Origin of the sequence: Pseudomonas sp. Fl5BN2 (genome assembly GCF_009908205.1) — a bacterium.
In the GTDB taxonomy this organism is placed as follows: Bacteria; Pseudomonadota; Gammaproteobacteria; order Pseudomonadales; family Pseudomonadaceae; genus Aquipseudomonas.
Window position 1 is genome coordinate 17,115 of record NZ_JAAARL010000028.1, and the last position, 13,976, is coordinate 31,090.

Annotated in this window: 15 protein-coding genes; 10 read left to right on the plus strand and 5 right to left on the minus strand. The window is 59.8% G+C overall.

Annotation, left to right across the window (positions count from 1 at the left end; translation table 11 throughout):
* Positions 1-24 precede the first annotated feature (24 nt).
* A complete protein-coding gene (locus GV819_RS28695) occupies positions 25-495 on the plus strand; it encodes an arsenate reductase ArsC (RefSeq protein WP_161759401.1) in 471 nt (156 codons plus the stop codon).
* Between the two features lie 12 nt (positions 496-507).
* Entirely contained in the window at positions 508-1,209 is a 702-nt protein-coding gene (gene arsH, locus GV819_RS28700; protein ID WP_161759402.1) for an arsenical resistance protein ArsH, read from the plus strand.
* Between the two features lie 5 nt (positions 1,210-1,214).
* Here arsH and GV819_RS28705 read toward each other — a convergent pair whose 3' ends face one another.
* Positions 1,215-1,448, minus strand: coding sequence for a hypothetical protein (locus GV819_RS28705; RefSeq protein ID WP_161759403.1), 234 nt, complete (start codon positions 1,446-1,448; stop codon positions 1,215-1,217).
* A gap of 239 nt (positions 1,449-1,687) precedes the next feature.
* On the opposite strand from GV819_RS28705, the gene GV819_RS28710 reads away from it, so the two are divergent.
* The 3 genes from GV819_RS28710 to GV819_RS28720 all read left to right on the plus strand — a co-directional run bounded on the left by GV819_RS28710 (position 1,688) and on the right by GV819_RS28720 (position 4,118).
* Entirely contained in the window at positions 1,688-2,908 is a 1,221-nt protein-coding gene (locus tag GV819_RS28710) for a multidrug effflux MFS transporter (RefSeq protein WP_161759404.1), read from the plus strand.
* A 12-nt stretch (positions 2,909-2,920) separates the two neighbouring features.
* Positions 2,921-3,547, plus strand: coding sequence for a TetR/AcrR family transcriptional regulator (locus GV819_RS28715; RefSeq protein ID WP_161759405.1), 627 nt, complete (start codon positions 2,921-2,923; stop codon positions 3,545-3,547).
* Positions 3,548-3,704: 157 nt separating this feature from the next.
* The gene (locus GV819_RS28720) at positions 3,705-4,118 is read left to right on the plus strand and encodes a hypothetical protein (protein WP_161759406.1); all 414 of its coding nucleotides are present in this window, start codon (positions 3,705-3,707) and stop codon (positions 4,116-4,118) included.
* Positions 4,119-4,237: 119 nt separating this feature from the next.
* Here GV819_RS28720 and GV819_RS28725 read toward each other — a convergent pair whose 3' ends face one another.
* From GV819_RS28725 to GV819_RS28740, 4 genes are all read right to left on the minus strand, one after another.
* Positions 4,238-4,525 carry a barstar family protein gene (locus GV819_RS28725; protein ID WP_161759458.1) on the minus strand — a complete coding sequence of 96 codons (288 nt, stop codon included), beginning with the start codon at positions 4,523-4,525 and terminating at the stop codon, positions 4,238-4,240.
* 164 nt (positions 4,526-4,689) lie between these two features.
* Entirely contained in the window at positions 4,690-7,524 is a 2,835-nt protein-coding gene (locus tag GV819_RS28730; protein ID WP_161759407.1) for a TonB-dependent receptor, read from the minus strand.
* A gap of 97 nt (positions 7,525-7,621) precedes the next feature.
* Positions 7,622-8,587 carry a FecR domain-containing protein gene (locus GV819_RS28735; RefSeq protein WP_161759408.1) on the minus strand — a complete coding sequence of 322 codons (966 nt, stop codon included), beginning with the start codon at positions 8,585-8,587 and terminating at the stop codon, positions 7,622-7,624.
* Positions 8,584-9,090, minus strand: a complete 507-nt coding sequence (locus tag GV819_RS28740; protein ID WP_161759409.1) for a sigma-70 family RNA polymerase sigma factor — start codon at positions 9,088-9,090, stop codon at positions 8,584-8,586. Before GV819_RS28740 ends, GV819_RS28735 begins: the two co-directional genes overlap by 4 nt.
* Positions 9,091-9,432: 342 nt before the next feature.
* On the opposite strand from GV819_RS28740, the gene GV819_RS28745 reads away from it, so the two are divergent.
* From GV819_RS28745 to GV819_RS28765, 5 genes are all read left to right on the plus strand, one after another.
* Positions 9,433-10,002 carry a hypothetical protein gene (locus GV819_RS28745; RefSeq protein ID WP_161759410.1) on the plus strand — a complete coding sequence of 190 codons (570 nt, stop codon included), beginning with the start codon at positions 9,433-9,435 and terminating at the stop codon, positions 10,000-10,002.
* Positions 9,999-10,559, plus strand: a complete 561-nt coding sequence (locus tag GV819_RS28750; RefSeq protein ID WP_161759411.1) for a hypothetical protein — start codon at positions 9,999-10,001, stop codon at positions 10,557-10,559. The genes GV819_RS28745 and GV819_RS28750 overlap by 4 nt, the downstream gene beginning before the upstream one ends.
* 122 nt (positions 10,560-10,681) lie before the next feature.
* Positions 10,682-11,389, plus strand: a complete 708-nt coding sequence (locus tag GV819_RS28755; RefSeq protein ID WP_161759412.1) for a lecithin retinol acyltransferase family protein — start codon at positions 10,682-10,684, stop codon at positions 11,387-11,389.
* A 183-nt stretch (positions 11,390-11,572) separates the two neighbouring features.
* Positions 11,573-12,232 carry a hypothetical protein gene (locus tag GV819_RS28760; RefSeq protein WP_161759413.1) on the plus strand — a complete coding sequence of 220 codons (660 nt, stop codon included), beginning with the start codon at positions 11,573-11,575 and terminating at the stop codon, positions 12,230-12,232.
* Positions 12,233-12,538: 306 nt separating this feature from the next.
* Positions 12,539-12,967 (plus strand): hypothetical protein, encoded by a 429-nt coding sequence (locus GV819_RS28765; protein ID WP_161759414.1) that lies wholly within the window; start codon positions 12,539-12,541, stop codon positions 12,965-12,967.
* Positions 12,968-13,976: the final 1,009 nt, after the last annotated feature.

Consider the following 13,976-nt stretch of genomic DNA (forward strand, 5'->3'; position numbering starts at 1 on the left):
CGCTTCCAGCGGCAGGAGCAATCCATGCGAGTCCTGTTCATGTGCACGGCCAATAGCTGCCGCAGCATCCTGGCGCAAGCCATGTTCAACCACCTGGCACCGAGCGGATTCAAGGCGCTGAGTGCCGGGAGCTTTCCCAAGGGGCAGGTACTGCCGCGCAGCCTTGCCACGCTGCAGCAGGCCGGCATTGCCATCGAGGGTTTGTACAGCAAAGGCAACGAGGCCTTCGCGGACCACCCTCCAGAGATCGTGATTACGGTCTGTGACAAGGCCGCGGGCGAAACCTGCCCGGTGTATTTCGGCCCGGCGCTGAAAGCCCATTGGGGCCTGGAAGATCCCTCCGAGGTGATTGGTGACGAAGCGGCGATCGAGGCCGCTTTCCGAGCCACCCTGGCGCGCATCGAGCGACGCTGCCAAGCCTTCCTCGACCTGCCTTTTGCCACCCTGAGCCGCACTGAACTCAAACACGAGCTGGATCGAATCGGCTCGCTCTAAGTTGGAGGAAACATGTCAGAACACCTGCCCAACCTTGATCTCAGCCTGCTCGAAAGCAGCCAGGCCACGCCCCACCCCGGTGAGCACAAACCGCGCATCCTGCTGCTGTACGGCTCGACCCGCGAACGCTCGTTCAGCCGCCTGCTGGTGGAAGAAGCCGCTCGCCTGCTGGAGCACTTGGGTGCCGAGACGCGCCTCTTCAACCCGGGTGAATTACCGCTGCCGGACGCTGTCCCTGTAACCCATCCCAAGGTGCAGGAACTGCGCGAGCTGGTGCTGTGGTCGGAGGGCCAGGTCTGGTGTTCGCCAGAAAGACATGGCGCGATGTCGGCCGTGTTCAAGGCCCAGATCGACTGGATTCCCCTGGAGCTGGGTGCCGTGCGCCCCACTCAGGGCAAGACCCTGGCGGTGATGCAAGTCTGTGGCGGCTCGCAGTCCTTCAACGTGGTCAATCAGCTTCGGGTCCTGGGCCGCTGGATGCGCATGTTCACCATCCCCAATCAGTCTTCGGTGCCCAAGGCCTACCTGGAGTTCGACGAATCCGGTCGGATGAAACCCTCGGCGTACTACGACCGGGTCGTCGATGTGATGGAGGAGCTGGTGAAGTTCACTCTGCTGCTGCGCCACCGCCAGGACTTTCTGGTGGACCGTTACTCGGAGCGCAAAGAGAGCGCCGAGCAGCTCACGGCGCGCGTCAACCAGGGTTCGATCTGACGCCGTTAGTGCTTTTCCAGCGCCCCAACCTCCGCCAGCGGATAGACCCTTTCAGCGGTATCCGGATTTCGAATCCCGAAGGTGATGGTCGAGAGATCCGATCCTAGAGATCCGCTGATGGCATCGCGGGTAGAGAAATCCACGGCATGGGCCTGATCCAGGTGCAACTCGCCATCGCGAGCACCGAACCGGTGGACAGCCGCACCGCTGCCCAACAGACCAGCAACCACCAACACCATGGATAACCGCCTTGAACACTGGGTAGCGTTGACGCGCTACTTGGCGGGCGAGATCCGGGATCTCAGTGATGCGCCGGTCTGGCCTGCACGATGAGTCGGGCTGACGCCTGTGCCGATGCCTGCGGCTCACACCAGAATGACTGCCCAAGCAAAATCCGAGTTGACCCATAAAGGGGTGATATTTATCATTATCCGCAAACCTACCGACCGGTAGGTAGTAATAGCAACGAGAAATATGAATGAACAGCATTTCAGCGGATCGTGTACCACTCAAACTGGCGGTTGGCTTGGGAGTCATCGGCGCTCTTGGGCCTTCCGCGGTGGACATGTATCTGTCCAGCCTTCCCGAAATCGCTCGGGACTATGACGTCAGCTTTGCCAGTGTCCAGCTCACCCTGACGTTCTTTCTGTTGGCCATGGGTGCCGGGCAGTTGTTGTTTGGCCCGTTCGTGGATGCCTACGGGCGGCGGCGGCCGCTGCTGGCCGGCCTGGTTCTATTTATCCTATGCTCCTTGGGCTCGGCCTGGGCGCCCACGCTCCAGGCACTGATTGGCTTTCGCTTCTTGCAAGGGCTAGGCAGTGCGATGACGCTGGTTGTCATCATGAGCATGGTTCGCGATGTCAGCCGAGGCGTGATGGCGACCCAACTGTTTGCCTTGTTAATGACCATTGAAGGGGTTGCGCCAATCCTCGCTCCAGCCCTGGGCGGCGTCATCGATACGCACTTTGGCTGGCGCGCAGTGATGCTTACCCTGGCTCTGCTTGGCGTTGCAGTGCTGGGCAACAGCTGGTTGAACCTGCCGGAGACGCTGGCAGCGCATAAGCGCGAACCACTGCGCCTGACAGCAGCGTGCCGAACCTACCTGAGCATCGGCCAAGACCGGGGTTTTCTGTTGCCTGCGCTGGCGGTTGCCGCCGTGTTTTTCTTTCTCTTCGCGTACATTGGAGGCGCCACACTCGTCTACCAGGAGGTTTACGGTTTGTCCCCGCAGAGGTTCGGAATGCTGTTCGGGGTGACCGGTTTCGCCATTCTGTTGGGTGCCATCCTGGCGGGCAGGCTGATCAGCACCCTGGGCCTCAACCGCCTGAGCCTGATAGGTGTCGGCTGCATGGCTCTAGGCGCGTTGGTGACGTTGTTGGCGACCATGACCCAGGTGGGGTTGGCTGGAGTTGCTGCGGGGATGGCATTGGCATTGTTCGGCTTGGGAATTGCCGAGTCGACCTTGATGTCGCTGGTGATGTCGTCCCAGGAACGTGCGCTAGGCTCGACAGCGGCCTTGCTCGGTGCCATCCAATTGTCTGTATCCTCTAGCGCTACCCCCATTTCAGCCTTGGTGGTGGAGCACGGTCCCATCGCCTGGACAGCCCTGTTGACGCTCAGCGCTCTAGTGGTTTGTCTGCTGACCCGGATCAGCCTGCCCAAGAGCAGCGACGCTACATTCACTCTTTCTGGCCATTGACAAGAGCATGCCATGACCTCGGTTACCCTCACTCCAGCGGCTGAACGCGTTGTTCAGTTTGCCTTGACGCATTTTGCCGATCGCGGCTACGACGCGGCATCGCTGAACGACATTGCCGTTAGCGCAGGGATCAAGAAGCCCTCGCTCTATGCCCACTTCGCTAGCAAGGACGAGCTCTACATGGCGGTGCTGGGTCTCGCGCTGCACAATGAACGGGACTACGTAACCGCGCAGTTCTCGGCAGCCGCAAACGACCCGGTACCTGGCGAGCGCTATGTCGACAACCTGCAAGATCGATACGGCAGCAGCAGTGCCTTGCGCTTCTTGTTCCGTGCGGGATTTTATCCGCCACCGCTGATCGAACCAGGCGTGAAGTCTGGTTTTGAGAACTACCTGACGGTCATTCGTGAGCATTTCCAGGCGTCTCTTGCAGTCGCCTATCCGGACATCGATACACCGCGTGTCGAACTGCTGACAGAGGCCTACATGGCGTTGATCGACAGCCTGCATGTCGAACTCATCTACGGCAATGAGCAGGCATACTCGCGCCGTCTCGAAGCGCTACGCCAGTTGATCAAGATCATCGGCCTGCCCGGGGTGCCGGTCGTTGCCAGCGGCAAAGCCGGTCAACGGAGCTGACTCTAGCAACTCATGGCACGCATGTTTCGAACTCGCACGCTGGCCGGGACTGTCCGCGTCGAATCGCCATTGGCGACGGCGCCCTTTCGGCCAGTATCAGGCGTTGCCACACCACCAGGCGTTTAACCGCATTCCACCAAGAGAGCAGCGCCAACCCATGCAATTTCATGACTTCGCATTCGGGCACATCGAGGTCGAGGTACAGGGCCGCGCCTACGATCTGCATAATTTCTACGAAGCCAGCGCCATCAAATACGACATCGTAGATCGCTCACTCGTGCTGAGCTTCGTTCGATGGCCCGACGCTTGGGTGCCTGACGAAGAAGCAGAACAAATAATCATCACCTTCAAGGGGGTGAGCTATTTTTCAGCCGCAGGGAGGGAGCCAGACGCCATCGACGAGGATGGCCGTTGTGTTCACGCGATTGGCGTTGTACATCCCGACGCCGCAACCGAAGAGTTCTACCTCACGGATATCTTCCCCGCGGACCATCACCTGGTGATTCAATTCGAATCGGGCCTGGCCTTACGCATACAAGCTGATGCTGCAGAATGTGCAATGCGGTTCTGATGAGCCAGGGTGAATGTCTTGAATTGCCCTTTGGATTTCGCAGTTGGCTCGACTGGAAATATTCCTCAACGAGGCGCTGCTTTTACCCGGAATCGGTCGAGTGCTGGCTTGAAAAGCCTCTAGTGAAACAGCACATCCGCTGCGGACTCTGGATACTCGCTCTTCATCCGTGCGAGGCATTTTTGCAGGAGCTTCGCATCCGCCGGTAAACTTCTGGATAACGCATCCCAGCCTGAAATCCTCAGCTGTATGGGCATTGGCACCAGCCCGGTGATCGCGTCCCAGAAAGCGTCCCAATTGCCGCCGTACCAGCCGGGAAAGCCAAGCGCATCCTTCAAGGCGCGATGAAGTTCGCTGGCGCTCGCCACCTCACTCAAGTCAATTTCCACCACCGCCAAGCGGGTCATCATCAGCACCTCAAACGTCGTTCACGGGTGCACAGGGTAACTGAAGTTCGTTTCGGCAGCGGTGCTCGGACAGCGCCCTTGTGCATCATTCGCGGCCCTTGATCAGCAGCGCCATCGAGCAAACGGCCAGCGCCAGACGCAGGCCGTTAACGCGGGCAAGCGCCTCAGAACTTCGCCTGCATCCCCACCCGCAGCGTGCGCCCGGGTGCCGGCATGAAGCTCTGTGCCAGCGGGTCCAGGTAATAGCGATCAGTGAGGTTCTGCAGCGATACGTTGAGGCTGGCCTGTTCCTGCAACTTGTAGTTGAGGAACAGATCGAACAGCGCGACCTGGCGGTAGTTCAATTGCGGCGTGGTGGCGCCGGTCTGCCAGTTCTCGTCGGCGGTCACGGTCGGGCCCGAGGTGTAGGTGACGCGAGTACCGACAGTCAGGCTCTGGTCAAAGAAGCGCAGGCCGGTGGTCAGGTTCGCCGCCAGGCGCGGTGGGTTCTGGGTGTTGGTGTAGGAACCCATGAAGCTGCCCGGCGTGCAGTCCGGCGTATTGCTCAAATCTCGATACTGATTGCTGCTGGCCCGCAGTGTTGCCGCGAAAGCCGCATCGCAGGTCTCGGTCTTCAGGTAGTAGGTGGACGAGAAGTCGGCAAACATCCGCCCCGCATCGTAGTGCGACTGCAGCTCCAGGCCGCGGGTCTGGTAGCTGTCGGTATTGCTGAAGCGCATCAGGCCCCACAGGCCCGGGCTCGGGTCGTAGTAGCGGGTGATGTAGTTCTTGATGGTGTTGTCGAAGTAGGCCACCTTGATCGCCGCCGAGTCGTCATCGAACAGCAGGCCCTTTTGCAGGGTGCTGGCGCCGACTTCCCAGTTGCTCGAGCGCTCGGGTTTCAAGCCCTTGCCCGGCGTGGTCTGCTGCACACCGTAGCCGGTTTCGAACAACGACGGCATGCGAAAGCCCTGGGTGTAGGACGCATAGACGAAGGTGTCTGGCAGCACCTCGTAATTGATCCCGAAGGCCGGGGCAAAGGCGCTCCCGCTGTTGCTCTCCTTGCCCGAATAGTCAAACCCGGTGACCACCCTGCTCACCTCGGATGGATAGACCGTCGAATCAACCGCGCCAAAGTCGTTGTAGCGAACACCCTCGAAAGGGTAGTTGGTGTTCTTGAAGACAATGCCGTTGTTCAACCGCGGGTCCGTGGCGTCGGTGTACTGCCCGCTCGAGTCCGGGAACCACAGCATGTTGCCGGATCTGTCGCCGTTCGAGACACTCAGGAAGCGCAACTCGCGCTCCTCTCGCCGCGCCGTTGCATTGGCGACGTGATCCTTGCTGTGAAAGTGGGTGTAACGACCGCCGCCCCACAGCGTCAGGCTATCCACCGGCTTGTATTCCAGCTTGCCGTTGAAGCTGAACTCTTGCCGCGAACCTTCGCGCAAGCTGCGGTTGGCGTTGATATCGTCCTGGGTGGTGACCACGCCTTTTTGCGGACGCAGTTCCTCCAGCTGGAACGAGCTACCCAGGTCCAGCTTCAAATCGCCGTAGTCGGTCTCGAACCGCGAGGTATTGGCCAGGCCGCCCCCTGTACGGCGGTTGGCCTGGCGGTTCCACGAACGGTCCGTGCGGTAGGCCTGGGAGGCCGGTGCCGACCAGGCGCTCAACTGGCTGGTTTGCGCATCGGTCATCCACAGGTCGGCTGTCAGGTCTACCAGCGGGTTAGCCTCAGGCAGGTAGTTGTAGCGCGCGGTGTAGGTATCGATCTTGGTGTGGCCCAGCGGGTACTGATAGATGCCCCCGGTGCCGAAGCGGAAAATATCCGACGGCATGATCTCGCCGATGCGCCCGTCGTAGCGGCGATAGCCCAGGTCGAAAGTGTGGCCGTCCGCCGGGCGCAGCGTGGTCTTGAGCAGCAGCGATTCGGTCCGCGACGAGGAGTTCAGCACCTCCTCACCGGCGTTATAGGTGGTGGCGACAGTGGTTTCTTCGCGGTCGTAGCGGTCAAAGGTACGGTAGCGGTCCTGGCCCTTCTTACCGGCAAAATAGTTGCCCTGGTTGCGCTTGGCATAAGCCGCCACCACGTCGAACAAGTCATGGGAATAGGCGAACGCGACACTGCCGGACTCCGCGTCCGAACCGAACAGGCCGCCACGGCTCTGGTGCGGTTCCGAATACAGGTCCTCGGTTCTGGAATGAGGATCACGCGAGGCTGGCGCGACGCCGTTGTTCCACAGGTCGCCCTTCAAGCGCAGGCCGATATTCTTGCCGTCCTGCAAGATGTCGCCGACGCCGATCGTGCGCATCTTCACCGTGCCACCGATGGCGCTGGAGGTCAGGCTCGGGCCCTTGTCGATGGCGATATCGCTGATCATGTCCGGGTCGATGTAGCTGCGTTGCTGGGTCCCGGCATAACCGCGATAGACATCCAGCGCCTGTTGCGAGCCGTCCACCGTCACCGCCACCCGGCTCTGGCCCTGGATGCCGCGGACATTCACATCCAGGCCGCCGCCATTGCGGCTGTCGCCAACCTGGACCCCGGGCTGGCCTTTGAGCACGTCGCCGACCGAGATCGCGCCAAAGCGCTGCAGGTCCTCGCCGGAGATATACACCGACGAGCGCGGTGCCCGGTAGACCTCCTCCTGATCGGGATTTTCGCCCCTGACCTTCTGGGTCGGCAGCGACACCGCCTCCTGGCGCAGCCGCAAGGCGTAACCACCGTCAGCCTGGCGCTGATAGCTCAAGCCGGTGCCCACCAACAGCTGGGTCAGGCCCGCGTCAGTATTGAAATCCCCCTGCAGGCCCTGGCTGCGCTTGCCGACCGTGAGCAACGCACTGCCTGCCATGCTGATCCCCGCCTCGGCACCAAAGCGCGACAGCACCTGGTCCAGTGGGCCGGCGCCGATGCTGTAGTGACGCTCGCCAACGGCAAACACCAGCTCACTGCAGAGCGGCTGCAGGCTGAGCAAAAGTAGCGTAAACGTGCGGGGGCACAAGACTCGGGCGGGGAAAATCATGCAAGGCTCCTAGGGGTCGACACCCACCTGTTTCGATGGGTAATACCTAAAGGCCCGGCCACTTCGAAAAAACTATCGCGCGAGTGAAAAAAAATATTCAGACAGGCACCACAGTCACCCAATAACGGGTGCGTCGCTCGATGCGCACCGGCAAGGTATTGGTCAACAACGCCAGCGCGGCATCGGTATCGTCCAACTGGAAACTGCCAGTCACACGCAACGCAGCGACCGCCTCGCTGCAACGCAAAAAGCCCGGGCGATAACGCGAGAGCTCCGCCAGCAAGGTATCCAGGCGCATCCGCTCCGCCGGCAGGATGCCGCGCAACCAGGCCTGGGCCAGAAACACATCGATGGGGCTTGGGGCCCCGACGCCCTGACTGTTGACCCGGCTTTGCCAGCCAGCCTTCAGCGCCAAGGGTGCCGGATGATGCCGCGCACTCACCTGTACCAGACCGCGCAACACCGTCACCAGGGTGCCATGCCGATCCTGGCGCACCAGCAGATTGGCGCCCCGGCTATACAACACCGCATCCGGCGTCAGCAGCTGCAGCGAAGCGGATTCGGCCGGTTCATCCAGGGCCATTTCACCCTCGATCAACTGCACACTGCGCTGCTGTGGGTTCCAGTCCAGATGCACCGCACTGGCGGTGTTCAACCACAGCGCACTGCCATCCGCCAATGCCCAGCGCCGCCGCTCACCGATGCGGGTGCGGTAACCCGCCAAGGCCGAACGCACCAGGGTGGAATCCGCCCCTTGCCAGGACATGCCCCCCAGCAGACCCAACGCGAGCAGGCACTTGAGCACCTGCCGTCGCCGCTGCGGATCGGCCCCCGCCGACTCCAACGCCCGACGCGCCGTGGCGTCGGACAACAGACTCACCCCGGGCTGCAGCAACAGCGGCAAACTGCTGACCCGTTGCCAGGCGTATTCGTGATCGGCGCTCGCCTGCCGCCACTGCTGCAAGGCCTGGTGCTCGGCGGCACTCATCAGCCCGGACTGCATCCGCACCAGCCAGTCGATGGCGCTGTCACGCACCCGCGGGTCAACAGCAGCATTACTCATTCAAAACGGCTCGCATAACAGACACTGAACGCCTTGCTCATGGCCCGCTGCACCTGGGCCACACTCAGGCTCAACTGCGCGGCGATCTGCGGGTAGGTCAAACCGTCGAGCTGGGACAGAAAGAAAATCTGCCGCACCCGCATCGACAACCCCACCAGCAGCGAATCCAACTGCAACAGGGTCTCGATCATCAAATGCCGGACTTCGGGCGAAGGCTCCTCGGCCACCGGCCGCGCGGCCAGGGCTTCGAGGTAAGCCCGCTCGATCTCCTGGCGCCGCCAGCGATTGATCAGCAAGCCATTGGCGATGGTCGCGAGAAACGCCATGGGCTGGCGCAGTTCGCGCACATCCTCCTGGGAGCGCAACACCCGGATAAAGGTGTCGTGCGCCAGGTCCTCGGCATCGGCGGTGTGCCCCAGGCGCCGATGCAACCAGCCCCGAAGCCAGCCGTGATGGTTCGCATACAGCTGGGCGACGGGCGAGGCAATGCTGTCGTCGTGCATGTCAGATCCGCATTAATGATAATGCTTCTCATTTTATGGTTTTGCGGTGGGGGTTGTATAGGGGGGATGGGGTGAGAGGCGCCAAAAGTCGCGATCAGCAAAATTGGCGGCTTTAACGTAAACACCGATACGTCAATCATTGAAACTGCGGGCCTGAACTCAAGGTGCCTGCCACCTCCCAAGTACGCCGATGCCTAGCTCTAGGCCCAGTGAGGAACGCACGACACAAATAGCGGCATTTTAATGGCCATGTCAGCGTCCCGATGTTTATGATGCAACCCCTGCTCAGGGCCGCAATCACCTGGGCAAGCCCGTTTTCAAGGATAAAAGCAGAGGGATACTGTGAGTCGAGTAATCAACAGCGTGATTCAACAAGCCGCGGAAAATTTTTCCGACAGCTTGAGCTCGTTCTACCCGTCCTATGGCCGCAATGGCATGAACGAACGCAACCTCACCTTTCAATTGGCCAATGCCTTTGGAGCACGCAACAACGCCCATGCGTTCATGGAAGTGCCGTTCCTCAACCCGCTCACCCAACGCTATGAGTATCGGATCGACTGCATGTTGTTCGACAAGGAGCGTGTGTTCTTTGTTGAGGCCAAGCGCCTGTTCACTCCGAAGAAAGCCGAACAACTGCGTATCGACTTCGAACGCATGAAAGCGGAAAACCTGGCCCCGGTACTGGAGAAGTTCATCTCCCCTTCCACCAAGACACGCAGTGTCTACCGCTTGATGCTTGCCGAAACCTGGCACCCGAACATTGTCAGTTGGTGGCAAATGGAAGACACCACTCGGGCCTGGGACAACAGTTGGCTGCCTGAGAAACGTGGCGTGGTCGAGGTCAAGACCTTCAACAACCAACGGACACTGTATTGGCTATACGCCTATGAACAGATAGAGATCTGCGCATGAACGCTCCGACAATGATCAAGCCCTACGACATTGCCGAACACCGCCACCGCTACACCGCCTGGGCCGCAAGTCGCGCAGCGAGCACCAAGACCTGTCGCTTCGATGTGAGCACTGGCAAGGCGATCATCGAAGCCACAGGACTGCACCTGCTACTGGCGGACCCAGAACTGCTGCCGTCTCCCGAGCGCATCGATACCCAGCACAAGATCTGGCGCGAGAGCGCAATCGAAGCCGCCAACAACAAGGGCCTGGTCGGCTTCGGCCACGGCGTTGCGGCAAAGCTCATCAATGTCTATCTCAAGGGTGCCTTTGTCTGCGCCGGCCAGGAGCTGCATCCTAATGTCCAGGCCCTGCATCCCCCTATCGACAAGCTCTTGCTGGATGAGCTCTACGATCAAGATATTGGCGGTTTACGGAAAATCTGGGCACAAGCACGCAAGCAACGCTGGTCGAAGTTCGATGCCGAGCAGTATCAAGCCGTGATCAATGGCATACGTGAGGTCCTGACGGGACGCCCACTGTGGCATGTCGAGGCCTACTGGCGCGGCTACCAATGAGTGTCTCGAATCTCTGTTTTTCGAGGATAGCGTCTCGGTGAAGCCCTTCGCTTATCGGGCTTTCGACGCCATCTGCTAGCGTCAAGCTTCCCCAATGCACAAAGCTGGAGCCTCATCTAAAAATGTACCCCACTGGAACGCATCTGATTGTCGGTAGAGGCCTCTACACCCACCACGGGATTTTCGTCGGCAGGAATCGCGTGGTCCATTATTCCGGCATGGGCTCGGGTCTGCATAAGGGATGCATCGAGTCGACCTCCCTTGAAGCCTTCCTGCAAGGCAAGAACGCCAGGGTCAAGACTTACAGGAAAGTCTATTTCAGAGGCCCCGATATCTGTCGCCGGGCCCGGTCCAGGCTGGGCGAGGATGAATACAATCTTGTGTTCAACAACTGCGAGCACTTTGCCAACTGGTGCGCCACCGATCGGCACACCAGCGAACAGGTCAGGGTCGCCAAGCAACGCCTGGGCACAGCCGCAAGCAGCCTGCTGATGCACCAAGCGGCCAAACAAGCAGCTGAGCAAACCACCAAGGCCTTGCTCGCCCAAGGTGGTAGTGCCGCGGCACGCAACATGCTGGCCGGACAGGCCGCAAGCACAACCGTGAGCCAAGTAGCGCGTTCATTGACAGGTCAAGCTCTGGCCAAGGGTGTCGTCAGTACCGCATCGGGTCTGGCCGCCGCTGGCGGCACCTCCAGCTTGACTGCTGCGGGCCTTGGCGCCGTAGGGTTCGCTGGAGGAACAGCACTGGCCCCCGCACTGGCCACCGCAGCGGTAGCCGCAGGCGCAGCCTATTTGGTGAGCAGTCTCTGGGATTGGCTTACGGACTGATCGCGGCCTGCCGGATGCCCACGACTAACGCCTCAAGATAACTAGCTGCGCCCTGCTCTTTCCCCAGGGTCAGCACACAGTAAAAACCGGAAAAGCGCAGCATCTACGCCTGCTACACTCGCGCCCCCGACCCCATCTGAAGATGACCACGGGTACTGGTCATCCCATTGAAAGGACTCTCCCATGAACAAGCTGATCCACTGCCTTTTTGCCTCGACACTGGCCCTGTCTGTTGACGTTGCCCATGCCGCTTCCGTTGCCAAAGTCTTCAACGGCGAGATGTTGGGCACCAATCAGCGTTACTTTGAATCCGTCGCCGGAATCCCTCGGGAATCCTTCGGCGACGAGCACAAGTTCAAAGTCCAGGGCTGCGACATCACCGCCACGGTAGAAGGCGGCAAAGTCAACAAGCTGCGTATGGAACTGACGCCCAAGTGCCAGGCCGACCTGACCCAGTTCGTCGGCACCTTCGCCCCCGCTCCAGGCAACCCCCTCACCGTAGGTGCCTTTACCGCATCGTCCGGTGGCGGCCTGAGCTACAGCGCCAGTTGCCTGAGCATGTGCGGAAACGCCGCCGATCCCTCGGTCTATGCCCACTGGGAAGGCCCCCACGCCGTAGATTTCAGAGAAGTGCTGCTGGAGGTGGTGCTGGTCTCGGATGCCGCGCTCAACGCCGCCAACCAGTGGGAAGCGCAGATGCGCAAAGCCGAGGGCGAAGACTACGTGATGGAGACACGCTTCAACTGCGACCAGAAATACGACGCCGTCGCACAGAAGGCCTTTGAAAAGGTCCAGGTCAGCGCGGTCACCATCGGCACGGGACTCAAAGCTCCCGGGTGCTGACAGTCAACGCGAGATGCCACACAGCAGTCGGAAGTGGACAACGACCGGCTGCGACAAGGCTTCTCCACTCTTAACCCCACGCCCCGAAAAAACGCCCAAGGGCCAGCTCCAAGCCGATCTCAGCCAGGCACTTTCGAGCCGGGTAGAAAGAGATGAATCGCTGCACGAAAAACCAGCCCGGGCACATCGGCAAAGCGGGCCGAAGAAGGTGCTCGTGAAGCGCAAGCTTCGGCAGAGGATTGAGGCTGCCGGTTCAAGCACCTGCGCCACTGGCAGGGCTGGCTGTACCACCAGGAATACATGGAGATGAAATTCTTGCCCCCCCATGCAGGCACGCGCCGGCCATGGTACATAAAGCTGCTCTGGATACCGCTGCTGTTATGGCTGGCCACTCATTGGGACATCGCGTTGCCAACGGTGATTGTTCACTACTCGCAAGCCGGCCGGGATGAGCTCAGGTACATCTGGAATGTCCAGGATCGGATTGATAAAGGAGGAATGCTTCCCGGAGGCGGTGCAACCAATCATGGCGCACTCCTCCCGGACGACGAGTTCTTTATGGAATTTTCGTGGTGGAGCAAAAACACCGGGCGTAATCATTGCATCAGCATCACACCGCAATGGCCCAATACCGATATCTACCTGAACGCCGACGGCGACATCGACAGGCGAGAAAACAGCGGAACCGATGTGCACCGGTTGACGGAGTGTCGATGGGATCGAGCCAAGCCTTAGGTCGATATCACAAGCCGAACGGCAACGGCAGCCTGTGTGACCTCTACCCATAGTTTTTGACCCGTGATGACCAGTCGCCTGCCTGCGTTGACGCGTTGAGCGGTAGATGCGGTATTCGCTCGATGACAGTTCTTAGGTAAAAGATCGTTCGGTTTATCGTTTCAAAAACATACGGTAATCAGATTTTGAGCGGCAGCTTTCGGCCATTAGCTGCCATTCGTGACCGGCAGCTATTGGCCCAGGCTGTGTGAAAACGTTTTAGAGCAAGCTTGACAGTCATAATCGGGACGAAAATCGCTTTTCTACGTAAATTTCAGGTCTGCTGACTAACCAAACGCTGGCAGATTTTACGTAGCAACGCAGACTTCAAAACGGTGCATGCGTTTTCACACGGCCTGGGCCGAAAGCAGACAGTCGATGCGGTTCTGGTTTCGCTCGATCCGTAGGGCATTTGAGCTTGCGCCATAGACGGCTATCGCTAGCGTTAGAGTCTGGCGCCTGATTGAGGGCATTCACTTTCGCGATATTTTTAAGCGAGCAGTCTTGTGAACCCAATCCTCATCCTATCGCTTTCCAATAAACGAGCCGCCAAATAGATGGCTTTTGGCCGCACGGCTGATTAACATCGGGATGCCTCGCCTGCTTGCTGGTGCAGCCGCCTCACAGCACTGAACCAAGTTTGACAGACGCCAGCCATCTCTCTTCGGAGGTTGCTGTCCGGGTCGCGACCAAGATCGCCGTTAAGGCTTCGCGGTCTCCCGAAGGTAAAGGGCACCGCTCGACTGCTGCGTCAATAACCGTAACTCTGTCTGTACGTTGGGGTCACCAGACGGTTAGCAGCTTTACTTTCAGCGCGGTGTTCGATGTTCAGCCGCACGGCGTGCGCTTGACCGCGAAACCCAAAAAGGTACGATTTTCACCTTGGCGGGGCCTTCGGAGGACAATTTGCGATCGTGCAAAAACGTGCCAACCTGGCGCATGGCGCAAGCTTAACCGCGAGGCCCAAAAA

Coding starts and splice junctions, on each gene's coding strand:
- GV819_RS28695 (WP_161759401.1), top strand. CDS start 25: ATGCGAGTCCTGTTCATGTGCACGGCCAATAGCTGCCGCAGCATCCTG.
- arsH (WP_161759402.1), top strand. CDS start 508: ATGTCAGAACACCTGCCCAACCTTGATCTCAGCCTGCTCGAAAGCAGC.
- GV819_RS28705 (WP_161759403.1), bottom strand. CDS start 1,448: ATGGTGTTGGTGGTTGCTGGTCTGTTGGGCAGCGGTGCGGCTGTCCAC.
- GV819_RS28710 (WP_161759404.1), top strand. CDS start 1,688: ATGAACAGCATTTCAGCGGATCGTGTACCACTCAAACTGGCGGTTGGC.
- GV819_RS28715 (WP_161759405.1), top strand. CDS start 2,921: ATGACCTCGGTTACCCTCACTCCAGCGGCTGAACGCGTTGTTCAGTTT.
- GV819_RS28720 (WP_161759406.1), top strand. CDS start 3,705: ATGCAATTTCATGACTTCGCATTCGGGCACATCGAGGTCGAGGTACAG.
- GV819_RS28725 (WP_161759458.1), bottom strand. CDS start 4,525: ATGACCCGCTTGGCGGTGGTGGAAATTGACTTGAGTGAGGTGGCGAGC.
- GV819_RS28730 (WP_161759407.1), bottom strand. CDS start 7,524: ATGATTTTCCCCGCCCGAGTCTTGTGCCCCCGCACGTTTACGCTACTT.
- GV819_RS28735 (WP_161759408.1), bottom strand. CDS start 8,587: ATGAGTAATGCTGCTGTTGACCCGCGGGTGCGTGACAGCGCCATCGAC.
- GV819_RS28740 (WP_161759409.1), bottom strand. CDS start 9,090: ATGCACGACGACAGCATTGCCTCGCCCGTCGCCCAGCTGTATGCGAAC.
- GV819_RS28750 (WP_161759411.1), top strand. CDS start 9,999: ATGAACGCTCCGACAATGATCAAGCCCTACGACATTGCCGAACACCGC.
- GV819_RS28755 (WP_161759412.1), top strand. CDS start 10,682: ATGTACCCCACTGGAACGCATCTGATTGTCGGTAGAGGCCTCTACACC.
- GV819_RS28760 (WP_161759413.1), top strand. CDS start 11,573: ATGAACAAGCTGATCCACTGCCTTTTTGCCTCGACACTGGCCCTGTCT.
- GV819_RS28765 (WP_161759414.1), top strand. CDS start 12,539: ATGAAATTCTTGCCCCCCCATGCAGGCACGCGCCGGCCATGGTACATA.